The following is a 25903-nucleotide window of genomic DNA, read 5'->3' as shown; positions in this document are numbered from 1 at the left end:
GCTCCGGCCCGGCGGGGCCCTCGGGGCGGGGCGGGGCCAGGGCCTGCACGTCGGCCAGCGTCAGGGCGTCTTCCACGCGGTAAGCGCCGATGCGGGTGCGCCGCAGCGCCGTGAGGTGGGCCCCGGTGCCCAGGGCCGTGCCCAAGTCGCGGGCCAGGCTGCGGATGTAGGTGCCCTTGGAGCACACCACCCGGAAATCGACCTCGGGCAGCGCAATGCGCGTGAGCTCAAACGCTTTGATGGTGACGGTTTTGGCCTTGATTTCGGCCTCCTGGCCTTTGCGGGCCAGCTCGTAGGCGCGCTGGCCGTCAATCTTTACGGCTGAGTACAGCGGCGGCGTCTGCTGGATTTCGCCCACAAACTGCGCGGCGGCGGCTTGGATGTCCGCGTCGGTGAGGTGGGCGTAGGGGCCCTCGGCGTCCACGGCGGTTTCGCGGTCGAAGCTGGGCGTGGTTTGGCCGAGGCGGAAGGTGCCGGTGTACTCCTTTTCCTGGGCCTGAATCTGGTCGATTTCCTTGGTTTTCTTGCCCGTGCAGAGGATGAGCAGGCCGGTAGCCAGCGGGTCGAGGGTGCCGGCGTGGCCGACTTTGCGGATGCGCAGCGCGTTTTTCAGCTTGCGCACGCCGTCGAACGACGACCAGGTAAGGGGCTTGTCGAAGAGCAGGATTTCGCCCGCGTCGAAGTCAAAGTCAGCCAAATCTTTCACAATTACACCAGTTGCAAGTTCACGCCGAGGCCAATGAGCAGCAGCAGCAGCCCGCCCACGATGATGCGGTAGATGCCAAAGGCGCGGAAGCCGTACTTCGCCACAAAGCCCACGAACAGCCGAATGGCCAGCAGCGCCACCACGAAAGCCACCACGTTGCCCAGCACCAACAGCTTGATTTCCTGACCCGAAAAGAGGTTACCAATGCTGATGCCGTGGGTTTTGGCTTCATTGTAGAAATCGTACAAATCTTTGGCCGCCGCCGCCGCCATCGTGGGCATGGCCAGGAAAAACGCAAACTCGGCCGCCGCCCGGCGCGTCAGCTTCTGGGTGAGGCCCCCGATGATGGTGGCCGCTGAGCGGCTCACACCCGGCACCACGGCCAGGCACTGAAACAGGCCAATGACGAAGGCTTCCTTCCAGCTCGGGTTGGTGACCGGGTGGCCGCCCTTTTTGGAGTCTTCCTGCGGAAACCACTTATCCACGAACAGCAGCACCACGCCGCCGACCAGCAACATGGCCCCCACGGTGGTTACAGATTCGAGCAGCGCATCAATGTGTTTTTTCAGCAGCAGCCCCACTACCACGATGGGCAGAAAGGCCACCAACAGCTTGAGGTAGAAATCGAAACTCTGGAAAAACCGCTTCCAGTACACCACTAGCACCGAGAGGATGGCCCCCAGCTGAATAACTACCAGGTAGAGCTTGGCAAACGGCGTCATCTGGATGCCCAGCAGGGCGGAGGCGATGATCATGTGCCCGGTGCTCGATACAGGCAAAAACTCGGTGATGCCCTCCACAATGGCGAGGAGCAGGGCGTGCCAGTAAGTCATTATTTAGTCAACAATTATCAGTGGGCAATTAACAGTTATCAGTGAACAGTAGGCCCGGGTCGCTGATGACCGTGGTTAACTGCTCACCGATAACTGCTAACTGATTTAGAGGCGCTTGTAAGTGGGTTTGGCGGCCGGTGCGGGGCTGGGCGCGGGAGCCACTGGGGCCCCCACCGGAGCGGTGGGGCTCAGGGTGAAGGCCGTGGGCGCGGGGGGGGCGTCGCCGCGGCTCACCACGGCCGAGTCGTCGCGCACCAGAATGGCCGCAAACTCCACCAGGAAGCCGGCGATAAGCAGCAGGGGCCCCAGGGTGATGCCCAGGAAGTCCTCGCCGTATTTTTCCTTGTCGCCAAACATCATCGTGACGAAGCCCACGGCGAGGATGGCCAAGCCGATGCCCATGAGGCGGTAGTTGCGGGGACCAAAAGCAAATCGTTGCATAAGAGCGGTTTAGTATAAGTCGTCGAGCGACCCTTTTAGGTATTTATTAACGGCCCAGTAGGCGCTGAAAAAGCCGATGACCACCCCCAGCGCCACTACGGCCAGCAGCAGGGCCCCGATGAGCACGTCGTCGCGCAGTTGGCGCAGCGGCACCACTTCGAGGTAAGCGTATTGCAGCAGCGCCACCAGCGCCAGGGCCGCCAGCCCGCCGCTGGCAAAGCCCTGCCAAGTGGCGCGCCGCAGGAAGGGGCCCCGGATAAAGAACCGCGTGGCGCCCACCAGTTGCATGGACCGGATGAGAAAGCGCTGCGAGAAAATGGCCAGCTTGATGGTGTTGTTGATCAGTACCACCACGGCCCCCACCAGCACCGCCGCGAAGCCCAGCAGCACGAGGCTGATGCGCGTGAGGTTGGCGTTGATGCTGGCGAACAAGTCGCGCGGGTACTGCACCTCAAACACGCCGCGCTGGCCCCGCAGGCCGCGCTGAAGCTGCCCCAGGTGCAGCGTATCGGTGTACTCGGGCCGGATTTTGAGGGCGTAAGCGTCGCGCAGCGGGTTGTCGTCCAAGAACTGGCGGAAGTCTTCGCCGGTGCTTTGCAGCAGCTGCCGGGCCCCGTCTTCCTTGCTGATGAAGCGGATGGCGGGGCGGCCGCCCTGCTCGGCCACGCCGGGCTGGCGGCCCAGGTCCTGCTGCAAGCGCAGCAGCTCGGTTTCGGGCAGGTTGCGCTCCAGGTACACCTGCACCTCCAGGTTTTCGCGCACAGCCTCGCTCAGCTTGTGGGCGTGCAGCAGCAGCAGGCCAAACAGGCCCACCACCACCAGGGCCAGCGTGATGCTGAACACCACCAGAAACGTGGGGTAGGAGCCGAGTTTTTTCTTCTGAACAGAGGGCATGGGCCGCAAAGGTAGCCTTTTGGTCAGTTATCAGTTGGCAGTGAACAGTTATCAATGAGCATGACGGCCTAGTACCATCCAATGGCCCGTTTGAACAGTTGTTCACTGCTAACTGTAACTGATAACTGACCTTACAGCGTGGTGCGGGGGTCGTTTTCCACGCTCAGCACCTGCTTGCTTTCGCGGGCCCGCTGAGTGTTGCGCTCACTGGCCTTCGGGTTTTTGCGGCTGAACAGCTCCCCAAACGAGTCAAATTGCTCGGTGTGGAGCAGCGAGAGGCCGGCGCGGGGCTGGTTGATGGTTTCCAGGTCGCGGGGCGTGGTTTCGTAGCGCAGCTTGGCCCGGAACTTCCCGTCGGGCCGCAGGTAGTATTCCAAGCTCAGGTCGCCGAGCAGCGAGGCCTGGCCCGAGGAGTTGGCCAGCACGGTGCCGCTGCTGCTGCCGGGCGCGGCCAGGCCGGCGTTGCTTGTGAAGCCGCCCTCGCGCGTCACGCGCAGGCGGCCCCCCAGCAGCGAGTAGCTCAGGCGCACTTGCAGGGCCTGGAGCTGGTCGGCGGTGAGGCCGTTGATGTTGAAGTCAATTTCCAGGTTCTGGTCAATCTGCGAGGTCAGCAGCCCGAGCTGAGTGCTTAAAATCTGGCCCAGCGAGTTCTGCACCGTGTTGTCCTGCCCCCGGATGGATAGCTGCGTGAACGCGCCGATGGGGGCCAGCTGCTTGAATACCAACAGGCTGAACACCTGTCGGTTCAGCTCTTGCTCGTCGTTGCGCAGCGAGGTGGTGAAGGCCGTCAAATCGCCCTGCAAGGTGCCCGGCGCGTCGTTGAACTCCAGCCCCAGCTTGATGGCCGGCAGCAGCAGGGGCCCCGTCAGGTTCATCACGGCCGTGACCGGCACCACGGCGGCGCCATTGGAGGCCCCGCCCAGCACCGGGGCCAGCGATGTGCGCTGGGTGTAGATGGCCGTCACGTTCATTTCGCCGGCCAGCGGGTCGCCGTTCCAGGAAATGACGCCGCCCGGCCGCACCACGAACTCCTTGTTTACCAGGCCCTGCAAGGTGAAATTGTAGGCCCCCCGCACAATCTCCACCTGGCCGTACATGTTGAAGTCGCCGCGCGTGTCGATGTTCAGGCGCAGCTGCCCGGTCGCCGTGCCGCGGATCACGTCGCCGGTGCTCTCGTCCAGCAAAATTTCCAGGTAGGCGTCCGGTGTCACGGTCAGGTTGAAGTCGAGCTTGAGGCCCGACAGGTCCACCTTGTCGGAGGCCGCAATTGGTATCTTTTTGGTCCGCGCCGTGTCGGCCACGTTGTGGTTCACGAACTTGATGTAGCTGGCTTTCTCCGCCTTGGCCGCGTTGTCAAGCGGCAGCGAGAGGCGCGTACCCGCTTCGCTCGTGGCCCGCACCGCCACCGTGAGGTCGTCAGCGGGCCCCGTTACGCGGGCCGTACCAGTGGCGTAGGCCGTGCCGAAGTACAGGTCGTTGTCCTTACGGATGGTGTTGAGCACCTGCATCTTGCGGAAGTTAGCCGCAATGTTCAGGCGCATGTCCTGGAACTGGTGGTGAGTAATCACGCCGTCCACCACGCCCTGGTTGCCCAGCGGGTCGCGCAGCTTGATGTCGCGGAATGAGATGTCGTTCAGCGTGAAGCTGATGCGGTCGGCAAAGGTGTAGGTGGTGCCCAGGTAGCCGAAAGTGAAGCGGCCGTCGCGCACGTCCACCGCGCCCACCAAGTTGGGGGCCGCAAACTTGCCCGTGACCCAAAGCGTGCCGCGCCCGGTGCCGCCCAGGTCGCGCATTAGCGTGCCCAGAAACGGTTGGGCCAGCACCACCGGCGCATCGTTCAGGGTGCCCGTCAGGTTGAGCTGCTGCTCGGCGCTGCCCGGGGCCAGGTAGCCGCCCACGGTCAGCACCGACTGCCCAGCGCGGGCCACGTCCAGGTCCACGCCCAGGCGGCCGAGGCGGTCGTCCCAGGCCCCCGTGCCCTTCACTTGCCCAATCAGCGTGCCCTGGTAAGTGAGGGTGTCCACGGCCAGGGTAGTGCTCAGGGCCAGGGGCCCGTACACGCCGCGCACCGTGCCCGTGGCGTTCAGGCGGCCCCCCAGTTGCTGGGAAGAAAGGCCGTTGAGGGTGGCCAGCTGGAAGTCGCGGATGGTGAGCTGCAAGGGCGGCTTGCTGGCATCGGGCGAGATGAAGCCCTGGGCCCCAATAAATTGCGCGCCGTTGCTCAGCGTCAGGTTCTGCACGTCGAAGGCCCGGCCGTAGTCCGAAATCCGCACCGAGTTATCGGCCGCAATGGTCCATTCCTTGTCCAGGATGTGCACACCCGACTGCCGGAATACCACTTCCACCGCCCGCGGCAAAAAGGCCAGCGAGCCGTTGATGGCCGCCCGGTTCGTGGTGCCGGTCTGGGCCAGTGAGGTCGAGAAATTAATTTTTTGCTGGTCCCACACGCCTTCCAGTACGAAGCCCTCGGTGGCCCCCAGCGTGGGCAGCACCTGCCGGGCCGATGTAATGCTGGCCTGGGCCAGCACTTCGGGCCGATACGGCAGCTTGGAAGTGGTGAAATCCAAGTTGTTGTCTACCGTGAATACCGGGCCGTAGCGCAAGCTGTCGAGGTGGCCACCGAACTGGAAAATCGACGTTTCGCCGCTGCGGAACGAGCCGTCGAACCGGCTGCCATCGGCCACCGCCAGCTCCGGCATGAACAGCTGAATTACCGGATTGGCCCGCTTCAGCTTTACTAGGAAATCGACCTCGTAGGTGGCCAGCGGGCGCTGGCGCTTGCGTTGGTAGTAGGCTGCGGTGGCCGCCTCGTTGCTCTCAAAGTTGAGGCGGTACTCAGCCACCAGCGTTTGGATGTCCTGCACCACAGCCGCGGTGCTGAAGGTGCCGGAAGCGCTGGCGTTCAGGGCCTCCGAGCGGATGCTCACCTGCCGCTCGTTGCGGCGGGTGCGGGTGCTCACCACGTCCAGCGTGTCCAGGGCCAGGCGGCGGCCGTTGAGGCTGAAGCGGGAATTTCGCAGGTAAGCGTGGCCCAGCAGCGAGTCGAGCTGCACGCCCCGCATCTGCACGTCGGCGGTGGTGGCCACCACCAGCGGCACGCCCAGCAGGCCCAGGGCCCCCAGGTTGGCCCGCGCAATTTTGGCCCGCACGCTGATGTCCTGGTGAGCACGGTCGAGGTCGATGCGGCCGTTGGCCGTCAGGCGCAGGTTGGGGTCGTTGGCGGTGAAGCGGCCGGCGAAAGCCCGCTCGTGGAAGTCGCCGTTCAGTACTAGGTTGCGGTAGCGGTAGCCGTTGAGCCACACGCGGGCCACCTCCACCTGGGCGTGGCCCCGGGCAATGGGCGGCGCAAAGCCCACGCCGCTCACCTGCCCGTCCACGGTCACGTCCCGAATCACATCCTGGTTGCCGATGAACTTGCCCAACTGGAAATCCGTCGAGCGCACATGGCCCGAGTAGGCGGCGTGCGAAAAATCGCTTTTCGTTTTGAGGTTCAGGTCGGTGGCTACCCGGCCCAAGGCCGTATTAAAGGTGGCATCGGCCACGAAGTCATTGTAAAAGCCCAGAAACTGCCCGTTGAGCTGCACCCGGCCCAGGCGCTGCACGAGGGTGTTGGCGTCTTTGGGCAGCCACTTGGCCAGGTCGCTGGTGAGCACCACCGAAGGCAGCAGGCGCAAATCGAGGAAGCTTTCCTTGTAGCGGGGCAGATTGGTGGCGGCAGCGCGGCGGGCCACCAGGTGGGTGCCGCGGCCGTAGCGCACGTCGAGGTTGGCAATTTTGAAGTCGCGCACGTAGCCCGTGGCGTCGCCCGACATGATGATGGACTCGTTGAGCGTGGCCAGGGCGGGGGCAAACTTGGCGATGTCGCTCGAAAAAACCTGGGCCCCGTGCAGCCGCGTGGTCACCTTCATCGAGTCGTTGAAGTCTGCAAAATTCCCAAACACCCGGTAATCAAACCGTAGGTAATCCGATAATTGGCTGCGGCCCAGGGCCAAGCGCAGGCCGTTGAATTCCCAGAAGTGGGGCCCGTAGCGCATCAGCGCGGTTAGCTCGCGCAGGTGGGTTTGCGACGGTGTTTCCACGGCCCGCAGGCCCTGGATTTGCATGGCCAGCGTATCGCCCAGCCGCACCTGCGAAATATCGGCGTAGATGCTGTCGACCTGCATGTGGGCGTAGTCCACGCTGCGGCCGTAGTCGGGCTGGCGCGGCGCATCAGCTTTGTCCAGGATGAACTGGCCGTTGCGCAGGCCAACGGCGGCAATCTGAAAATCAAACGGAGCCGACTTGGTGCTGTCGCTGGGCCCCGTGAGCCGGCGGATGGCGGACAGGAACTGGCTGAGCGTGGTAGTGTCGGGTTGGCCGGGCAGGTTGCGCAGCGCAAAGCGCGGCTCGTTGAGCACCAGCTGGCCCACGTGCAGGTGGCGCGGGTTGAAGACCGAAAACAGGGCAATGTCGGCGTCGGCCTCGCCCACGCTGAACAATTCCGAGCCACGGCGGTCCAGCACCCGCACGCCCTCCAGCACCACGCGCGAAAACGGCCGGATATCCACCCGCCCGATTTCTACCCGCTGGCCCAGCTTCTCGCTGAGCAGGGCCGTAACCCGCTGCGCCACCCGCGTTTGCACCGAGGGCACGCGCAGCGCCAGCAGGGCCCCCAGCAGCAGCAGCAAGGCCAGGCCCACGAGGCCCAGCAGCAGCTTCAACACAAGGGAAAGGACGCGACGCACCGGCAGCTAAATGAAAAAGCGGGAGAATAACAAAGGGCGAAGTTGCGGCTTTTTAGTGGCTTGCCGCGGGGCCCTGGCCCGGCAAACGGCCGGCCGGGGCCCCGGGTTCGGCCGCCGGGCCCGAACTTTGCGGCGGCGACGCACCGGTGCCAAACAAAAACCGTGCTGCCTGCCCGCGCCGCCGCTTACTCATGTCCGAATTTCCCCGCATCCTGGCCCTCGAATCTTCCTGCGACGACACCGGCGCGGCCGTGCTGGCCGGCGGCCGCCTGTTCAGCAACGTGGTGGCCACCCAAAAAGTACACGAGCAGTACGGCGGCGTGGTGCCCGAGCTAGCCTCGCGCGCCCACCAGCAGCACCTGCTGCCCGTCGTCACGGCCGCCCTGCGCGACGCGGGCCTCACCAAAAACGACCTCGACGCCGTAGCCGTGACGCAGGGCCCCGGGCTGCTGGGCTCGCTGCTGGTGGGCGGCATGTTTGCCAAAACCCTGGCCCTGGCCCTGGGCAAGCCGCTCATCATGGTAAACCACATGCGGGCCCACATCCTGGCGCATTTCCTCGGCAACCCCGTGCCCACGTTCCCGTTCCTGTGCCTCACCGTGAGCGGCGGGCACACGCAGCTGGTGGTGGTGCGCTCGGCGCTCGACATGGAAGTCATCGGCCAAACCATCGACGATGCGGCGGGGGAGGCCTTCGACAAAACCGCCAAATTGCTCGGCCTGCCGTACCCCGGGGGCCCCCACCTCGACCGCCTGGCCCAGCAGGGCGACCCGCTGCGCTTCGCCTTCCCGGTGGGCGCCATGGCTGGCTACGACTTCAGCTTCAGCGGCTTGAAAACCGCCGTGCTGTACTTCCTGAAAAAAGAAACGGCTAAGAACCCCGACTTCGTGGCCCAAAACCTGGCCGACCTTTGCGCCGGCATCCAGCACACGGTGGTGGCCACGCTGCTGCGCCAGCTGCGCCGCGCCGCGGCCGACACCGGCCTCACGCAAGTGGCCCTGGCCGGCGGCGTGGCCGCCAACTCGGGCCTGCGCGCGGCCGTGCACGCCGAGGCGGTGGCCCAGGGCTGGCAAGTGTTCATTCCAGCGCTGGCCTTCTGCACCGACAACGCGGCCATGGTGGCCCAGGCGGCGCACTTCCAGTTCCTAGCTGGCGACTTTGCTACCCAGCTCGCCAGCCCCGACCCACGCCTGAAATTGCGCTAACCCGCCGCGGGCCGGGCCTTGGGGCCCCCGACCGCGTATACTGCCCGTGACGAGCCGGGGCCCCCGGCTCCCTGTTATATATGAAAGACAAAACGCCCGCCCCTGTCAACATCAAAAACCGCCGCGCCAGCCACGAATACTCCTTCCTGGCCAAGTACGACGCGGGCGTGATGCTGCAAGGCACCGAAATCAAGAGCATCCGCGAGGGCAACGTGAACTTGCAGGACGGCTACTGCCTGTTCCACACCGACGGCAGCCTCTGGATTCACTCGCTGCGCATCGCGCCCTACGCCCTCGGCACTTACAACAACCACGAGCCCCTGCGCGAGCGCAAACTGCTGCTCAACAAGCGCGAGCTGAAGCAGTTGGCCGGCAAAAGCCAGGACCAGGGCCTCACCATCATCCCCCTGCGCCTGTTCGTGACGGACCGCGGCTTCGCCAAAATCGAAATTGCCCTCGCCCAGGGCAAGAAGCTCTACGACAAGCGCCACGACCTCAAAGAGAAGGCCCAGAAGCGCGACATGGAACGGCTGTAGGGCCCCAGGGGTGTGAATCCAGCAACAACCCTCTTGTCATCCTGAACGAAATGAAGGATCTGAGGACCTAAGAACGATTAGCAGTAACCCAGTAATTACTGCAAGCTGTTTTTGGGTCCTCAGATCCTTCACTTCGTTCAGGATGACAGTAATTTTACTTTCATTCACAAACTCACTCATTCGCCCATTCACCCCGTGACCCCCGGCATTTGCGCGCTCAGCGCCGTTCCCGTCCGCGCCGAGCCCACCGACAAGGCCGAGCAAACCACCCAGCTCCTGTTCGGCGAGTGCTACACCGTGCGGCAGAGCCAGGGCAAATGGCACCAAATTGAAGTGGCCGCCGACGGCTACGTGGGCTGGATTGACCACCTCCAGCACACGCCCGTGACGCCCGCCTACTTCGCTGCCTGGCGGGCCCAGGACCACCCCCGGGTGCTCGACCTGGTGCAAACCGTGAGCGACGAGTCCACCCGCATCCCGGTGCTGCTGGGCAGCCGCCTGCCGTTTTTCGATGGCATGACGTTGCAGCTGGGCGATAAGTCGCTGTTTTTCAACGGTACGGCCACCAATCCTGAGGCCCCTGCCGATATCGTCCGCCAGGTGCAGCTGCTGCGCAAAATGGGCCAGCTCTACCTAAAGGCGCCCTACCTGTGGGGCGGCAAAAGCGTGTTTGGCGTCGATTGCTCGGGGCTAATGCAGCAGCTCTACGGCTTGGTGGGGGTGCAGCTGCGGCGCGATGCCTGCCAGCAAATTGAGCACGGCCACACCGTCGATTTTGTGACCCAGGCCCAGCCCGGCGACCTCGCCTTTTTCGACAACGCCGAGGGCCGCATCGTGCACGTGGGCATGGTCCTCGACGAGGGCCTCATCCTGCACGCCTCGGGCGAAGTGCGCCTCGACCCGCTCGACCACAACGGCATCTACAGCCGCCGCCGACAGGTGTACTCGCACAAGCTGCGCCTTATCAAGCGCCTGCTGGGCACCTGAAATTGACCCCCGGGGGCCCTGAACTTACCCGCTAGCCGCCTTGTTTATCCGCGCAGAAACTCTTAGCTTTCGGCGGGTTATCGGAGCCCATTAGCGTGTATGGATCAAAAAGTATTAGTGCTGAATGGCGACTATACCGCCATCACCCTGTGTAGCGTGCAGAAGGCTTTTGTGCTGCTCTTCCTCGACAAGGCCGAGATGATTGCGAAGTCCGACGGGACGCTGCGCACCATCTCCCAGGCCTACCCCAAGCCCAGCATCATCCGCCTGCAACGCTATGTGCGCGTGCCCTACAAAGGCATTGCCCTGAGCCGCCACAACCTCTTCAAGCGCGACCATTTCGAGTGCCAGTACTGCGGCTCGACCAAAACGCTGACGCTGGACCACGTAATTCCCCGCTCGCGCGGCGGCGATTCGAGCTGGACCAACCTGCTCACCGCCTGCGCCCGCTGCAACCACGCCAAGGGCCACCGCACCCCCGCCGAGGCTGGCCTCACCATTCGCCAGCAGCCCAAAAAGCCCACCCTCGCGGGCTTCCTCAAGCTCTCAGCCGGCACCATCGACCAAACCTGGCATGCCTACCTGAACTGACGCCGGGGCCCCCAGCCCCGCTTTGTATCTTATCTAGGCACGAGTTGATTTACAAAGTAGGGGGCAAGCCCCGCACCCCACGGCGTGACGCATACAAAACCGACCGGCCGCCGGGCCCCGCCGCAAAGTGGGGCCCCGGCGGCCGTTTCTTTGGGCCCATGAAACGATTCTGCCGGCTACTTCTGGCCCCCGCGGCGCTCGGTGCGTTGCTGGCCGCCTGCCATTCCGATTCCAAGCCCACCGCAATAGCTGCCCCGCCGGCCGCTCCCGGGGCCCCCGCCACTGCGCCGTTGGCCAGCGCCGGCGGCTCGCCCGACGCGGCATACCAAATCTTCCGCGGCCAGCTGCCCGGGGCCCCCGACAGCCTCACGTTGCACCTGCTCACCACCAAGCCGCTGGATGCCGACGCGCAGAGCGTTTTTGCCACCTACGCCGGCGCCGACGGCCACCCGTACCAGCTCGTGGGCCACCGGATGGCCGACCCCGACAGCCTCGTGCTGGAAGACATCAGCCCCGAGAAGCAGGCCGCCGGCAGCAACCAGGGCCCCCGGTGGCGCCTGCGCCGGCAGGGCACCGCGCTGGTGGGCACCTACCAGGGCCAGCCGCTGCGCCTGCGCGAAGCCCGCCCCACTGGGGCCCTGGCGCTGTTCGTGCAAACCTTCGCTGATTCCGTCGAGGCATTCCCCGGCAAGAAGAAGTCACCCTGGGGCCAAATCGAGTTCCAGGCCGCGGTGCCCACTGGCGGCCCCAAGGCCCTTACCGACAATGTACTGCGCCAGCTAAACGACGACAGCCTGCCCGGTAGCCCCGTGCGGCCGCTCATCCAAATCTGGGCCCGGCAGCGCCAGCAGTTCGCCGCCAGCTACCGCGAGGCCGCCGCCGACAGCCGCTCCGACGCGCCCGCCGACACGGCCGCTCCCTACGGCTACGGCCTGCGCTACCAGCAGCAAGTGGCCACCTACGTGCTCTGGAACCAGGCCCCGCTGCTCAGCCTGGGTTACTTCACCTACAGCTTCAGCGGCGGGGCCCACGGCAACTACGCCACCCACACCGTCAGCTACGACACGCGCACTGGCCAGCCGCTCACGTTCGCCGCCGTGTTTCGGCCCGATGCCCGGCCCCGGCTGGGGCCCCTGCTCGAGGCTGCCGTGCGCCGCACGCTGCGCATCCCCACCGGCCAGCCGCTCGACGGGCCCCTGCTAGTCAAGAAAATCCCCGTCACCACCAACTTCTACCTTACCAGCGGTGGGGCCGTGTTCACCTACGGCCCCTACGAAATTGCATCCTACGCCCAGGGCGAAGTCAGCGTATTCATCCCAATGGCGGATTTGCAGCCGCTGCTGCTCCGCCCCAACCTGGCTAGCTAAGGCCCTTGGACCAATAAAAAAAGGGGCCCCGGCCGGAAATATTCCGCCGCCCCTTTTTCAATTTAGCAGCAACTCGTGCCTAGCTCGCCACGCCGATGAACTTCAGTAAGTCGGCGTTGAAGCGGTCGGGGGCGGTGGAGATGAGGCCGTGGGGCTCGCCGTCGTAGGTGAGGAGTTCGGCCCCGGGCACCAGTTTCACGGCGCGCTCTGCGCTATTCTCCAGAGGCACGGTTTTGTCCGCGTCGCCGTGGATGAAGAGCGTCGGCACCTGAATAGTGGGCAAATCCTGGCGGAAGTCGGTGGCGCTGAAGGCCTTTACGCACTCGGTGGTGGCGCGCGGCGTACCTTGCAGGGCAATGCTCACGTTCCAGTCCAGGGTGGGCTGGCTCACGGGATGGCTTAGGGCCCCCACGCCAAAAAATGGCTTCACAAAGTCGGCCAAGAAGCCCGGGCGGTCTTTGCCCAGGCCCTCAATCATGCCGTCAAACGTTGATTTACTTACCCCGTCGGGGTTGTCGTCGGTCTTCAGCAGGTACGGCGTCACGGCGCTCACAAACACCACTTTGCCCACGCGGGCGCCGCCGTGGCGGCTCATGTAACGGGCCACTTCGCCGCCGCCCATCGAGAAGCCCACCAGCGTCACGTTCTGCAAATCGAGCTGGTCGAGCACGGCCTTCAGGTCGTCGGCCAGCGTGTCGTAGTTGTAGCCGTCCCACGGCTTGCTGCTTTTGCCGAAGCCGCGGCGGTCGTAGGCCACCACGCGCACGCCGTGCAGGGGCAGTTCGGCCAGCTGGTACTCCCACGACTGCAAATCGAGGGGCCAGCCGTGAATCAGCACCACGGGGTTGCCCTGGCCATAATCCACGTAGTTAAGTTCGACCGGCTTGCCGGTAGCGTCAGTGCCTGCTTTAATAAATTCCATAAGTAGGAAGAGTTGAATGGGAAATTGAACTGTTCCGCTTACGGAGTTTGCCTCTTGAAGGGCATCACGCCAGCGTTAAGATTGTGGCTAGGGCCCCGGGCCCCCAGGGGCCGCGCTGCCTCTAAGCCGCTGGCAACCCACTGCAAATCGTGCGTTTATATGGAATATTTGCCAGCAAAATTCCGTACCTTTGCGCCCCCGCCAGGGTGGCGGGCCTTGTGTGCTGACGGTAATCGTCACGGCAAGTGCATCAAACACAACGCGTAACGGCCCGGGCCCCGGCTGGTGCGTGTAGCTTAGGGGCCCACACCATTTAGTATGGCAGAAGTAATCGACGATTTCGATTGGGACAACGTTGGAGCCACGGGCTTCGGCGGCAACTACTCGGCCGACCAGCGCGCCGAGATGGAGAAGATGTACGGCGACACGCTGACGACCGTCCAGGAAGAAGAAGTAGTAAAGGGCACCGTGGTAGGCATCACTGACCGCGATGTGATTCTGAACATTGGCTTTAAATCGGACGGCCTCGTGTCGCTCACCGAATTCCGCGACCTGCCCGACTTGAAAATCGGCGACGAGGTGGAAGTCTTCATCGAAGACCAGGAAGACACGAACGGTCAGCTCATCCTGAGCCGCAAAAAAGCCAAAATCAAGCAAGCCTGGAAGGCTATCTACGATGCCCTCGAGCTAGATACCATCCTCGAAGGTGTGGTGAAGCGCCGCACCAAAGGCGGCCTCATCATGGAACTCGACGGCGTGGAAGCATTCCTGCCCGGCTCGCAAATCGATGTGAAGCCCATTCGCGACTTCGACATCTACGTCGGCCGCCGCATGGAAGTGAAGGTCGTGAAAATCAACTCTGCGTTCGACAACGTGGTGGTGTCACACAAGGTGCTCATCGAGAAAGACCTCGAGAAGCAGCGCGAAGCCATCCTGAACAACCTGGAGAAAGGCCAGATCCTGGAAGGCAACATCAAGAACATGACCAACTTCGGCGTGTTCATCGACCTGGGCGGCGTCGACGGCCTGCTGCACATCACCGACATCTCGTGGGGCCGCATTGCTCACCCGAGCGAAGTGTTGCAGTTGGACCAGAAGCTGAACATCGTGGTGTTGGACTTCGACGAAGCCAAGAAGCGTATTTCGTTGGGCTTGAAGCAGCTGACGCCCCACCCGTGGGATTCGCTGCCGGCCGACTTGCAGCCCGGCTCGAAAGTGAAGGGCCGCATCGTGAACGTAGCCGACTACGGCGCGTTCATGGAAGTGGTGCCCGGCGTGGAAGGCCTCATCCACGTATCGGAAATGAGCTGGAGCCAGCACCTGCGCAACCCGCAGGACTTCATCAAGCAGGGCGACGTGGTGGAAGCGCAGATTTTGACGCTCGACCGCGAAGACCGCAAGATGAGCCTTGGCATCAAGCAACTGACCGAAGACCCGTGGACCCGCGGCGATTTCGGTGGCAAGTACGCCGTTGGTACCAAGCACAACGGCTTGGTGCGTAACCTCACCAACTTCGGCCTCTTCGTGGAGCTGGAAGAAGGCGTGGACGGCCTCGTGCACGTGTCGGACCTGTCGTGGACCAAGAAAATCAAGCACCCTTCGGAGTTCGTGAAGGTGGGTGACCGCCTCGACGTAGTGGTGTTGGAGCTGGACCTGGGCGCTCGTCGCCTGGCCCTGGGCCACAAGCAGCTGGAGGAAAACCCCTGGGATACGTTCCAGACGGTGTTCACCCCTGGCTCGGTGCACCGCGCCACCATCACCGAGAAATCGGAGCGTGGGGCCGTACTCGAATTGCCCTACGGCATCGAGGGCTTCGCTTACCCGAAAGGCTTGGTGAAGGAAGACGCTAGCAACGCCGAGAACGGCGAAGCCCTAGACTTCCGCGTGACCGAGTTCTCGAAGGACGACCGCCGCATTGTACTCTCGCACACCGCGGTGTACAACCAGGCCGTAGCCGCCGAGGACGACAGCCGCAACGCCAAGTTCAAGAAGAAGCCCGGCACCAACGCCAAGGGCGAAGCCCAAGGCGAAGGCAAAATGAGCGACCTGAAGAAGCCGGCCGACGAGAAATCGACCCTCGGCGACCTCGACGCCCTGAGCGCCCTGCGCGACCAGATGGCGGGTGCTGAGCGCAAAGCCGGCGAGCAAAAGCTGGCCGCTGCCAACACCAAGCGCGCCACCGAGCCCGCCGTGGCCGACGAGACTTCGGTGGCCGCCAAGGAGGCCCTCGAAGCCCCCCAGGCTGGCCCCGACAATGCCCAGGCGATGGAGGACTCGGCCGCTGCTGAGTAGCGTGTTTCGTGCCTGATTCGTCGGGCGTGCAGTTGAGAAAAGCCCCGGTACACTTTGTATCGGGGCTTTTTTTGCGACAGCCCTTGCCCAGCCCAGCCCAACTGCGTACCTTTGCGCTCCCGAAAGCCCTCCTGGTGACGTGACCGAGCGGCTAGGTAGAGGTCTGCAAAACCTCCTACGGCGGTTCGAATCCGCCCGTCACCTCTTATTTTTTGCGTGAAAAAGCCCCGCTTGCCTTCTGGCTAGTGGGGCTTTTTTGTGCCTGCTGGGGCCCCAAATATGGTTTTAGGCCGGCTTGTGCCTACATTTCGTGGCGGGGCTTAAGCGGCGCAGCCCCGGCATCTCCCTCCGTCGTTAATTCATCCCGTTGATATGAAGATTGTTGACCTGCGCACGATGCGCGGCCCGAGTTACTGGTCGGTGAAGCACTACAAGCTCATCGTGGCCAAAGTTGATTTGAAAGAGTTTGCCGGGAAATGGTCGAGCGCAGTGGACGGTTTGCCCGAGCGGCTGCTGGCCCTGCTGCCCAACATTGGGCAGGCCCAGCAGCCGGCGGGCCTGAGCGGGGCCGGTAGCCGCCACACCTCCAAGCACCCCCCCCTCACGTTGGAGCGCCTCACCGACGGCGAGCCGCTAGGCCACGTCATCCAGCACGTGGCGCTGGAATTGCAGCGCCTGGCGGCCATGCCCGTGTTCTGGGGCAAGTCGTACCCGGCCCGCGAAGACGGCGTGGAGTACGTGGTGTTTGCTTATCAGGAAGAGCGCGCCGGCCGCGCCGCCGCCCAAGCCGCCGTGGACGTGGTGGGGGCCCTGTGCCGCGGCGAAGAGGTGGACCTGAACCCCATCATTGCCGAACTGCACGAGATTCGGGAGGAGGAATTCTTCGGGCCCAGCACCTATAGCATTGTGGCCGAGGCGGCTTCGCGCAACATTCCGTACATTCAGCTCAAGAACACCTCTATTATTCAGCTCGGCTACGGCGTGAACCAGCGCCGCATCTGGGCCACCACCACCAGCCTCACCTCGCACGCCGGGGTGGAGGTGGCGGGCAATAAGAACCGCACCAAGGCCATGCTCGAAGATTCGGGCGTGCCCGTGCCGCGCGGCACCACCGTGTACTCGGAAGCCGGGCTGCGCGACGCCATTGAGGAGCTGGGCTTTCCCATCGTGACCAAGCCGCTCGACGGCAACCACGGCAAGGGCGCCACCATCCACATCATGAACTGGGAGGACGCCGCTGAGGGCCTCAAGGCCGCGCAGGCGTACTCGCGGGCCGTGATTGTGGAGCAGTTCATCGAGGGCTTCGACTTCCGCCTGCTGGTGGTGAACGGCCGGCTCATTGCCGCCGCCAAGCGCACCCCGGCCGCCGTGAAGGGCGACGGCACCAGCACCATTCAGCAATTGATTGACAAGGTGAACGAGGACCCGCGCCGCGGCGTGGGCCACGAGAAAACCCTCACCAGCATCAAGGCCGATGCCCACACGCTGGCCCTGCTGGCCAAGCAGGGGAGGGCCCTGGACACGGTGCTGCCCGCCGGCGAAGTGCAGTTCCTAAAGAGCACAGCCAACATCAGCACCGGCGGCACGGCTTCCGATGTGACGGACCAGATCCACCCCTACAACCTGCTGCTGGCCGAGCGCGTGGCCGGCATCGTCGGGCTCGATATCTGCGGCATCGATTTGATGACCAACGACATTGCGGTGCCGCTCAACGAGAGCCGCGGGGCCGTGATTGAAGTGAACGCCGCCCCGGGCTTTCGCATGCACATCGACCCCACCGAGGGCCTGCCGCGCAACGTGGCGGCCCCCGTGGTGGACATGCTCTTCCCGCCCGGCAGCACGGCCCGCATTCCCATCATCGCCATTGCGGGCACGAATGGTAAGACCACTACTACGCGCCTCATTGCGCACTTGGTGGCCAGCATTGGCTACAAGGTGGGCTTCACGACTACTGACGGAATTTACATCCAGGGGGTGCAGCTGCAAAAAGGCGACTGCACCGGGGCCCAAAGCGCCGAGTTTGTACTGCGCGATCCAACCGTAAACTACGCGGTGCTCGAAACGGCCCGCGGCGGCATGCTGCGCTCGGGCCTGGGCTTCCACACCTGCGACATTGCCGTGGTGACCAACGTGGCCGCCGACCACCTAGGCCTGCGCGATATTTACACAGTGGAGGAAATGGCGGCCGTGAAGGGCGTAGTGCCCCGCACGGTGCGCAAAAACGGCTGGGCCGTGCTCAACGCCGACGACGACTTGGTGTACGGCATGGCCCGCACCTTGGAGTGCCAAGTGGCCCTGTTCAGCATGAACGAGCACAACCCCCGCATTCGGGAGCACGTGGAGGCCGGCGGCGTGGCGGCGGTGTACGAGGAGGGCTACATCACCATTTACCGCAACAGCTACAAGCTGCGCATCGACCGGGCCGCCGAGTTCCCAGTGACGTTTGGGGGCCGGGCGGGCTTTAATATTGAGAATAGCCTGGCCGCTGCCCTGGCCGCCCACTTGGCCGGCTTCAGCCAGGATACCATTAAGACGGCGCTGCGCACCTTCATCCCCTCGGCTACCAAGACGCCGGGGCGCATGAACGTCTACAAATTCCCCAAATTTGAGGCCATCGTGGACTACGCCCACAACACGGCCGGCATCATCAAATTTGCCGAATTCATGGAGGCCACCACGGCCACCCGCAAAATCGGCGTGGTATCGGGCCTCGGCGACCGCCGCGACGAGGACACGCTGGGCTTCGCGCGCATCGCGGGCCGCATTTTTGACGAGGTGATTCTGCGCCAGGACAGCGACCTGCGCGGCAAGTCGGCCGAGTACCTGCGCGAAATCATGACCCGGGGCCTGCGCCTTGACAAGCCCGACCTGCCCATCACCTACATCGAGAACGAGCTGGAAGCCATCGACCACGCGCTGGCCAACGCGCCGGAAGGCTCCGTGGTCACGATGTTCACCGAAAACATCACGGCCACCATCGCCAAGCTGGACGCTTACGAGAAGACTGTCTGAACCGCAGATTAGGTGGATTTAACGGATAAGAACGGGTTGTAATTGCCGCTTATCTGCTACCGAAAGGGCCACTCGATGAGTGGTCCTTTTTCGTTGGCTAGTGGATGGGGGCTTGGGGCAGGGCTGATAATCCTGGGGCCCCGGAGCGGGCTGCCGACTTTTCGCCGGCTGCCCGCTAATCGTTGCGGCGGCGTAGGGCCCCTGGGAGCCGGTTGAACGCCGCAGCGTTCTAACGATTCAATGATTACCGGGGCAGCCAGCGAAAGCCGGCAGCCCGGGCCAGCCCACCTGAAACTCAACAAAAAAGGGCCACTCGTCGAGTGGCCCTTTTAATGTCAGATAAGGAGCAATTACAATCCGTTCTTATCCGTTAAATCCACTTAATCTGCGGTCCTACTTAAGCGTGAAGGTGGTTTTGCCCATCAGGGCCCCACCTTCGTACAGCTCCACGGTGTGCACGCCTTTTTTGTATTCGGCGCCCTTGGCGTAGGTGAATACTACGGGCTGGCGGGTGTTGTCGTACACCACGTCCTGCTTCTGGGTGTAGAACGACTCCTGGCCGTCCACGGTGAAGGTGCCACCGCCGGTGCTCAGGTTGTAGAGGGCAGCGCCATCAGGCTCCAGGATGCGCATGTACACGGCCTTGCTCTCCTTGGGCGACACGTCGTTGCGGCCCAGGTTGAAGGTCACCTTCACCTTCTCCACGCGCTTGGCCTTGAACTCCTCCTTGTCGTCCATCTTCTCCTTGTTCTTGCTCGTAATGATGGCCACCTTGATGTTGTCGGCCTGCAAGCGCGAAGCCACCGTCACCTTGTCCGACAGGTCGCGGTTGGTTTTGGCGATGGTGCTGATGGTATCCGTCAGCTTGTTCTGGCGCTCCTTCAGCGTCGTGGTTTCGGTGTAGAGCGTTTCGTTGTCCTGCTTAAGCTGGGCAATTTCTTCGTCGCGCTTCTTCAGCTGGCCTTCCAGGTTCATGGCGCGCTGCTTGTACTGCTTCTGCATAGCCAGCGAGAAGCTGCCCGCTTTGAAGGAGCGCAGGCGCAGCAGGTCGGCGTTCACGCCGGCAATGCGCGATTGCAGCGAATCGTTGCTCAGGCCCAGCTTCTGCAATTCCTGGCTCTGGCGCTCAAAATCAGCCTTAATCGTCTCGTACTCTTTGATTTGTTCCGCCAACTTGGTGTCCTTCGCCTGCACATCGGTCGTGAGCTGCTCGTTTTTGGTCTGCTCCTGGCTGCGTAGGTACAGCAGCACGCCGTTGATGCCCAGCAGCACCAACACGAGGGCTACCCAGAGGTAAACGCGGCTGTTGTTTTTGCGGGGTTCGAGGTTGTCGTTCGGGTTCATACGGGTGGGGGTTAAGCGAAAAAAAGGTGAGCGAATGCGCGCCAACTCGAAAGGTGGCTGGCGTAAAAGTAGGCGCTGGAAGCTTTCGCAAAATCCAGGGGCCTTGGGTAGTATACTTTTGTTGGGTGAAATCGGTTACTCCACCCTTAGATGCGTCCTATTGGCAGCAGCGCTACGCCACCGGCCGCGACGGCTGGGACGCCGGGGCCCCCACGCCGCCTCTGCGCGCTTACTTCGATCAAATACGTACCATTGCCCAGCCTCGGATTCTTATCCCCGGGGCCGGGCGGGCCTACGAGGCCGAGTACCTGCACCGGGCCGGTTTCGAGCAGGTGTTCGTGGCCGATTTTGCGCCCGAGGCCCTGGGGGCCCTGGCCGCACGGGTGCCCGATTTTCCGGCTGGCCACCTATTGCAAGCCGACTTTTTTGGCCTGTCCAACGAGCCGCCCTACGATTTAATTGTGGAGCAAACGTTTTTTTGTGCCCTGGCCCCCGCCCTGCGGCCCGCCTACGCCCAGCAATGCGCCCGGCTATTGCGCCCCGGCGGCACCCTGGTGGGCTTACTCTTCGACGCCCCGTTTGCCGGGGCCACCGAGCCGCCCTTCGGCGGCACGCCCGCCGAGTACCGCGCCTATTTTGCACCGTACTTCGCGTTCCGATATTTTGAAACTGCTACTAATTCGCTCGGGCCCCGGCAGGGGCGCGAGCTGTTTATCTGCCTCAAAAAGAACTAATTACTACCCATGCTCACCGCCCTCGCCAACACGCTTCCGCATTTCCGCCACACCCAGTCGGGCCAGTTTTTCTTGATGGCGGGGCCCTGCGTCATCGAAGGCGAAGACATGGCCCTGCGCATCGCCGAGCGCATCAAGCACCTCACCGATAAGCTCCAGATTCCGTACATCTTCAAGGGTTCGTACCGCAAGGCCAACCGCTCGCGCATTGATTCCTTCACCGGCATCGGCGACGAAAAAGCGCTGCGCATCCTACAAAAAGTGGGGCGTGAAATTGGCGTGCCTACCGTCACGGACATCCACGAATCGGCGGAGGCGGCAATGGCAGCGGAGTACGTGGACGTGCTGCAAATCCCGGCGTTCCTGTGCCGGCAAACCGATTTGCTCATCGCCGCGGCCAAAACCGGTAAGGTGGTCAACATCAAAAAAGGCCAGTTTTTGAGCGGTGAGGCCATGAAATTTGCCGTCGATAAAGTGCAGGAATCGGGCAATATGAACGTCATCCTCACCGAGCGGGGGAACTCGTTTGGCTACTCCGATTTGGTGGTCGATTACCGCAATCTGCCCGCCATGCAGCGCTTCGGCGTGCCCGTGGTGATGGACGTGACCCACGCCCTACAAAAGCCCAACCAGGCCAGCGGCGTGACGGGCGGCCAGCCCGCGCTGATCGAAATCATCGCCAAAGCGGCCATTGCGGTGGGTGCCGACGGCCTGTTTATCGAAACCCACCCCACGCCCGAAACTGCGCTGTCCGACGGGGCCAATATGCTGCCCCTCGACCAGTTGGAGGGCCTGCTCCAGCGCCTCACGCGCCTGCGCGATGCCGTGCGCCCCACAGGCGAGGTGAGCGCGCAAGGGCTGAATGCCTAATTTGGATCGCCGCCCAGCCCGCCGGGGCCCCACGCGCAACTTGCTGCTCTGCTTATGAATGCGCTTTGGCTCCAGGCCCGGCGGCACCCGTTGGCCATTTTCTATTTCGTGCTCTACGCGGGGGCCTGGGTGGGCGGGCTAAGCTGGTGGGCGGCTTTGCCCTCGATGGCGGCCTGCCGGACTGGCCGGTGGTGCTGGGGGCCCTGGCTTCGCTGCTGTACGCATTCCGGCTGCTGGTACTGGCCGTGCTCGACGATGGGGCCCGGCAGATTTTCACCGCGCTGCTGGTACTGGTGGTGCTCAAGCCCCTCGTGGTAGTGGCCACGGTTTCGTAGCGTCAGGGGCGCCGGGGGCGCAGCCAGAAATCCTGGCGAGGCTGTTTTTTGCGGAAAAAAACCAGGCCGATGCGGAACAGGTCGACGGTGACCGTGACGGCCGGGTGGGCCCGGATGGCGTCCCAGGCCTGCTCCATTTCTTCCGACCAGTGGATGTCATCGAATACGAACACGCTGTCTTCGTGGGCTTTGGCCAGGCACTGCTCGAAGTAGCGCAGTGTGGGCGCTCGGCGGTGGTTGCCGTCGAAAAACACAAAATCAACCGGGTCCCCCAGAGCGGCCAGAGCGGGGCCCAGGGTCTCGTCAAGGTTGCCCTCCACCAGCTCCACGTTAGCCAGGTGCAGGGCGGCGAAGGTTGCGCGGGCCACGGCGGCCACGTTGGGGCAGCCCTCGAACGTGACGACGCGGTGGCGCGAGTCGGCGGCGGCCAGGTAGGCGGTGGTAAGGCCCAGCGAGGTGCCCAGCTCCAGCACGGTGGCGGGCTGGAAGTGGTTCACGAGCCGGAATAGCAATTGCGCCAGGTGCGGCGGCTTGGCGGCGGTGCGGGCAATGGCGGCCACCCGGCGCACCTGCCCGGCCCCGGTGTGCGAGCCGGCCCCCAAATCGGTAACGGTGATGCGGTCTGGGCTGCGCAGCAACGCCCGCCGCCGCGCCTCGATGGGGGCGAAGGCCGCAAACGGGCCGTCGTGGCAAATAACCGTGGTGTAGAGGCCGTACACGAATGGCGAATGCAGCCCGTGGGCGGTGCCGGCGCGCAGATGGTACTTCAGGTAAGCAAGGAGTTCGAACAAATGGGGCCCCGGCGGCCACTGGCAATCGTGCAGGCCAACCGGAGTCCGCAAAGCTAAAAGCCATTCGCCAACGGTCCCGGCTTAGTTCAGGCGGAAGGGCACCATGAGGGTGAACTCGGGGATTTCGACGCTGAACTCCTGGCCGTTGGCTACGCGCTCCATCAGGTAGGTGCCGCGCATTTTGCCCACGCCCGACTTCAGGTTGCAACCGCTCATGTAGTGGTGCGACTGGCCCGGCTCGAGCACGGGCTGGCGGCCCACCACGCCTTCGCCCTCCACCTCGCGCACGGGGCTGTTGGCGTCGTGGATGTGCCAGTGGCGACGTAACAGTTTCACCGTGAACTCGCTATCGTTGCGAATGGTGATTTTATAGGCGAATACGAAGTGCTCCTGCGTGGGGCTGGAATAATCGGGCAGGTAATTCGTCGTAACCGAAACGGTAACGCCCTGCGTAGTGGTGGTAGGCATAAAAGGATCGGTCAATAAAGCTGAAAATCTAACAGCGGCCCGCGCCGATTGGTTTTACGCCGAAGGTGCTTTCCAAGGTCGGAAACATTTCGTAATTTCTTCTATCCCATGGTAAAAATAGCCGCGAGCTGGCAGCCCGTGCTGGCCGACGAGTTTGCCAAGCCCTACTTTCAGCACCTCATTGCTTTTGTAAAAGGCGAGTACGCCACCGCCACGGTGTACCCGCCGGGGCCCCAAATCTTCCACGCCTTCGACGCTTGCGCCTTTGATCAGGTGAAGGTCGTCATCCTGGGCCAGGACCCGTACCACGGGCGCGGGCAGGCCCACGGCCTTTCGTTCTCGGTGGCCGATGGGCAGCGCACGCCGCCTTCGCTGCACAATATTTTCAAGGAGCTGCAGAGCGACCTGCCCGCTACGCCGGTGGCCCCCAACGGCAACCTCGACCGCTGGGCCCAGCAGGGCGTGTTGCTGCTCAACGCCACCCTCACGGTGCGCGCCGCCGAGCCGGGCTCGCACCAAAAGAAGGGCTGGGAAGACTTCACCGACGCCGCTATTCGCAAGGTATCGGAGGGCCGCGAGCACGTAGTGTTCATCCTCTGGGGGGCCTACGCGGGTAAAAAGGCGGAGCTGATTGACGCCAGCAAGCACTTGGTGCTAAAGTCGGTGCACCCCTCGCCCTACGCCGCCGACAAGGGCTTTTTCGGCAGCAAGCCGTTCAGCAAAACCAACGCCTGGCTCGAAAGCAAAGGCCTGGAGCCCATCAACTGGTAGCTTATTAGCGGAAAGCCACGCAACAAAAAAGCGCCCCGTTTGGGGCGGCTTTTTTGTTGCTGGGGCCTCTGGGGGCCCTAGTTGATGGTATGGAACAGGCGGCTCCAACGCACTTTGTGGAGGAAGTCGGCGTAGGGATCTACGGAGAGCCAGATGAGGACGGCTTTGCCCACCACGTGGTCTTCGGGCACGAAGCCCCAGAAGCGCGAGTCGAGCGAATCGTGGCGGTTGTCGCCCATCATGAAGTAGTAATTCTGCTTGAACGTGTAGGTTTTCAGCGGCTTGCCGTTTTGCAAAATCACGCCGCCCTGCATCGTGATGCCTTCGTTGTGCTCGTAGCGGAGGATGATTTTGTAGTAGAGCGGCACGTTGTCGGCCGTCAGCTCCACGGTTTCGCCCTTTTTGGGAAGCGAGATGGGGCCGTAGTTGTCCTTGTTCCAGTGGTGCAGGCCGGGGGCCCCGGGGAAGTTGAGGGTCGTCGGGTAGTCGGGGTTGTCGGGGAACACCGCCTGGTTGATTTCGGGCTGGCCGGCCGGGATGGTTTCGGCGATGACCTCCTTCACGTAGGGCTGCTTCTTGAAATAAGCCGCTACTGCGGGCGTGCAGTCCACTTCGTAGCCGAGGCCGTAGCCGGGCACCTCGGTCAGCACTGGGTCGCCGTTGGGCTGCTGGTAATCCACCACGCGCTGGGCGCGGAAGGCGGCTATTACCTCGTCGTTGGCCTCGGGAATGCGGATGAAGTACTTGCTCTGCAGGCCGGCGGGGTTGGGGGCCGGCTGGCCGTTGATGTAGAGCTGGTGGTCCTTGATTTCGAGCTTGTCGCCGGCAATGGCTACGCAGCGCTTGATGTAGTTGGTGCGCAGGTCGGCGGGAAACTCCAGCTCGAACGGGACGTGGAACACCACCACGTCGTTGCGCTTGATTTCCGAGAAGCCCGGGAAGCGAAACGTGGGCAGCTGGATGAGGTCGGAGTAGCTTTTCAGGTGGAAAATGGGGTCCGTCTGGTGCGTGAGCGGGATTTGCAGCGGCGTTTGCGGCGTGATGGTGCCGTAGTGCAACTTGCTCACGAACAGGTAGTCGCCCACCAGCAGCGTGTCCTCCATGCTGGGCGTGGGGATGGTGTAGGCCTCGAAGGTGGCCCAGCGAATGAGAGTGGCCGCCACGATGGCAAACACCAGCGAATCGGTCCACTCGCGGGTTTTGCTCTTGGGTTTGGGGGGGGCGCTGTTGGCGCCGTAACGCTTGATTTTGAAAAGGGCCATAGAGCAAGGCGCGGGCCGCAGCCGGCGCTCGGGGGGGCAGAAATAGATTAAAACAATCGGAAAGCAGCCGCAAGCTAACGACGCCCGCGCCAGCTTTCGTGCCCGGGGCCCTACAGGCCCAGCAGCTCCTTCATGCCGAATACGCCCGGGCGGCCCGGCAGCCACTCAGCCGCGAGCAGGGCCCCCTGGGCAAAACCGGCCCGCGAGTGCGCCTCGTGCGAGAGCACCAGCGTGTCCACGTCGGAGGTGTAGGTCACCACGTGGGTGCCCACCACATCGGCCGTGCGCTCGCTGATGATGGCCAGCTCGGCGGGGCCTTCGGCGGGGGCGTTGCGCCAGCTGGTTTTGGCCGGGAAGTGGGCCAGAATGCCCTCGGCGGCCGTGACGGCGGTGCCGCTGGGCGCGTCGAGCTTCTGGGTGTGGTGGATTTCGCGCACCGCCACGTCGTAGCCCCCGAACTGGTGCATTTTGGTGGCGATGTACTCGTTGAAGTGGAAAAACAGGTTCACGCCCACGCTGTAGTTGGAAGCGTAGAACAGGCTGCCACCCAGTTCTTCCGTCAGGGCCCCGGCCTCGTCCCAGCGCTCCAGCCAGCCCGTCGAGCCGCAGACCACCGGGATGCCCTGGCGCAGGCAGGCCGCCACATTGGCAAAGGCCGCGTCGGGCCGCGTGAATTCGATGGCCGCGTCGGCGGTGGCGGCCGTGAAGTCGGCGATGGCGGGGCGTCGGGCTGGCTGGGGTCCACGATGCCCGCGATGCGGTGGCCGCGGGCGGTGGCCAGGGCTTCCAGCGTGCGGCCCATTTTGCCGTAGCCGATG

General features: G+C 63.5%; 22 protein-coding genes and 1 tRNA gene. 12 read left to right on the top strand and 11 right to left on the bottom strand.

Going from position 1 to position 25903, the window contains the following annotated elements:
- From truB to BEN49_RS20565, 5 genes are all read right to left on the bottom strand, one after another.
- Positions 1 to 706 (bottom strand): tRNA pseudouridine(55) synthase TruB (truB, locus tag BEN49_RS20585; protein WP_083326302.1); only part of this gene is annotated, 706 nt, incomplete at its 3' end.
- Between the two features lie 2 nt (positions 707 to 708).
- A complete protein-coding gene (locus BEN49_RS20580) occupies positions 709 to 1539 on the bottom strand; it encodes an undecaprenyl-diphosphate phosphatase (RefSeq protein WP_070746302.1) in 831 nt (276 codons plus the stop codon).
- Between the two features lie 105 nt (positions 1540 to 1644).
- Positions 1645 to 1980, bottom strand: a complete 336-nt coding sequence (locus tag BEN49_RS20575) for a DUF3098 domain-containing protein (RefSeq protein ID WP_083326301.1) — start codon at positions 1978 to 1980, stop codon at positions 1645 to 1647.
- Between the two features lie 9 nt (positions 1981 to 1989).
- A complete protein-coding gene (locus BEN49_RS20570) occupies positions 1990 to 2874 on the bottom strand; it encodes a cell division protein FtsX (RefSeq protein ID WP_070746300.1) in 885 nt (294 codons plus the stop codon).
- 131 nt (positions 2875 to 3005) lie between these two features.
- Entirely contained in the window at positions 3006 to 7598 is a 4593-nt protein-coding gene (locus BEN49_RS20565) for a translocation/assembly module TamB domain-containing protein (RefSeq protein ID WP_125917068.1), read from the bottom strand.
- A 191-nt stretch (positions 7599 to 7789) separates the two neighbouring features.
- On the opposite strand from BEN49_RS20565, the gene tsaD reads away from it, so the two are divergent.
- The 5 genes from tsaD (at position 7790) to BEN49_RS20540 (ending at position 12284) form a co-directional block, all read left to right on the top strand.
- Positions 7790 to 8803, top strand: coding sequence for a tRNA (adenosine(37)-N6)-threonylcarbamoyltransferase complex transferase subunit TsaD (gene tsaD, locus BEN49_RS20560; RefSeq protein ID WP_070746298.1), 1014 nt, complete (start codon positions 7790 to 7792; stop codon positions 8801 to 8803).
- 80 nt (positions 8804 to 8883) lie between these two features.
- On the top strand, positions 8884 to 9339 hold the full coding sequence (gene smpB / locus BEN49_RS20555) for an SsrA-binding protein SmpB (protein ID WP_070746297.1): 456 nt from the start codon (positions 8884 to 8886) through the stop codon (positions 9337 to 9339).
- Positions 9340 to 9534: 195 nt separating this feature from the next.
- Complete coding sequence (locus BEN49_RS20550; RefSeq protein ID WP_070746296.1) at positions 9535 to 10326, top strand: C40 family peptidase; 792 nt, start codon at positions 9535 to 9537, stop codon at positions 10324 to 10326.
- A gap of 99 nt (positions 10327 to 10425) precedes the next feature.
- A complete protein-coding gene (locus BEN49_RS20545; protein WP_070746295.1) occupies positions 10426 to 10917 on the top strand; it encodes an HNH endonuclease in 492 nt (163 codons plus the stop codon).
- 158 nt (positions 10918 to 11075) lie between these two features.
- Positions 11076 to 12284 carry a DUF3298 and DUF4163 domain-containing protein gene (locus BEN49_RS20540; RefSeq protein ID WP_125917066.1) on the top strand — a complete coding sequence of 403 codons (1209 nt, stop codon included), beginning with the start codon at positions 11076 to 11078 and terminating at the stop codon, positions 12282 to 12284.
- A 79-nt stretch (positions 12285 to 12363) separates the two neighbouring features.
- Here BEN49_RS20540 and BEN49_RS20535 read toward each other — a convergent pair whose 3' ends face one another.
- On the bottom strand, positions 12364 to 13206 hold the full coding sequence (locus BEN49_RS20535) for an alpha/beta fold hydrolase (RefSeq protein ID WP_070746293.1): 843 nt from the start codon (positions 13204 to 13206) through the stop codon (positions 12364 to 12366).
- Between the two features lie 318 nt (positions 13207 to 13524).
- On the opposite strand from BEN49_RS20535, the gene rpsA reads away from it, so the two are divergent.
- From rpsA to cphA, 3 genes are all read left to right on the top strand, one after another.
- Positions 13525 to 15498 (top strand): 30S ribosomal protein S1, encoded by a 1974-nt coding sequence (rpsA, locus tag BEN49_RS20530; protein WP_083326300.1) that lies wholly within the window; start codon positions 13525 to 13527, stop codon positions 15496 to 15498.
- Between the two features lie 133 nt (positions 15499 to 15631).
- Positions 15632 to 15702, top strand: a tRNA-Cys gene (locus BEN49_RS20525).
- Between the two features lie 168 nt (positions 15703 to 15870).
- Complete coding sequence (gene cphA, locus BEN49_RS20520) at positions 15871 to 18510, top strand: cyanophycin synthetase (RefSeq protein ID WP_070746292.1); 2640 nt, start codon at positions 15871 to 15873, stop codon at positions 18508 to 18510.
- Positions 18511 to 18903: 393 nt separating this feature from the next.
- On the opposite strand, the gene BEN49_RS20515 is transcribed toward cphA, so the two are convergent.
- Positions 18904 to 19854, bottom strand: a complete 951-nt coding sequence (locus BEN49_RS20515) for a DUF8428 domain-containing protein (RefSeq protein WP_070746291.1) — start codon at positions 19852 to 19854, stop codon at positions 18904 to 18906.
- 125 nt (positions 19855 to 19979) lie between these two features.
- Between BEN49_RS20515 and BEN49_RS20510 the strand changes: the two genes are divergently transcribed.
- From BEN49_RS20510 to BEN49_RS20500, 3 genes are all read left to right on the top strand, one after another.
- Positions 19980 to 20588, top strand: coding sequence for a methyltransferase domain-containing protein (locus BEN49_RS20510; RefSeq protein ID WP_070746290.1), 609 nt, complete (start codon positions 19980 to 19982; stop codon positions 20586 to 20588).
- Positions 20589 to 20597: 9 nt separating this feature from the next.
- Positions 20598 to 21458 carry a 3-deoxy-8-phosphooctulonate synthase gene (gene kdsA / locus BEN49_RS20505; RefSeq protein WP_070746289.1) on the top strand — a complete coding sequence of 287 codons (861 nt, stop codon included), beginning with the start codon at positions 20598 to 20600 and terminating at the stop codon, positions 21456 to 21458.
- 146 nt (positions 21459 to 21604) lie between these two features.
- Positions 21605 to 21793 (top strand): hypothetical protein, encoded by a 189-nt coding sequence (locus BEN49_RS20500; protein ID WP_070746288.1) that lies wholly within the window; start codon positions 21605 to 21607, stop codon positions 21791 to 21793.
- A 2-nt stretch (positions 21794 to 21795) separates the two neighbouring features.
- Here the strand turns inward: BEN49_RS20500 and BEN49_RS20495 are convergent, their stop codons facing one another.
- Positions 21796 to 22584 (bottom strand): O-methyltransferase, encoded by a 789-nt coding sequence (locus tag BEN49_RS20495; RefSeq protein WP_070746287.1) that lies wholly within the window; start codon positions 22582 to 22584, stop codon positions 21796 to 21798.
- 81 nt (positions 22585 to 22665) lie between these two features.
- Entirely contained in the window at positions 22666 to 23052 is a 387-nt protein-coding gene (gene apaG, locus BEN49_RS20490; RefSeq protein ID WP_070746286.1) for a Co2+/Mg2+ efflux facilitator ApaG/CorD, read from the bottom strand.
- Positions 23053 to 23160: 108 nt separating this feature from the next.
- Here apaG and BEN49_RS20485 point away from each other — a divergent pair, with 108 nt between their 5' ends.
- A complete protein-coding gene (locus BEN49_RS20485) occupies positions 23161 to 23823 on the top strand; it encodes a uracil-DNA glycosylase (RefSeq protein WP_070746285.1) in 663 nt (220 codons plus the stop codon).
- Positions 23824 to 23900: 77 nt separating this feature from the next.
- Here BEN49_RS20485 and lepB read toward each other — a convergent pair whose 3' ends face one another.
- Positions 23901 to 25085, bottom strand: a complete 1185-nt coding sequence (gene lepB / locus BEN49_RS20480; RefSeq protein ID WP_070746284.1) for a signal peptidase I — start codon at positions 25083 to 25085, stop codon at positions 23901 to 23903.
- Positions 25086 to 25195: 110 nt separating this feature from the next.
- Positions 25196 to 25903, bottom strand: a 708-nt coding sequence (gene dapB / locus BEN49_RS20475) for a 4-hydroxy-tetrahydrodipicolinate reductase (protein ID WP_317040486.1), incomplete at its 5' end; no start/stop codon positions are given.

It is taken from the genome of Hymenobacter coccineus, from assembly GCF_001816125.1.
GTDB lineage: Bacteria > Bacteroidota > Bacteroidia > Cytophagales > Hymenobacteraceae > Hymenobacter > Hymenobacter coccineus.
The sequence above is the reverse complement of the archived record's forward strand: the minus strand, read 5'-3'. Positions and strand labels throughout refer to the sequence as shown.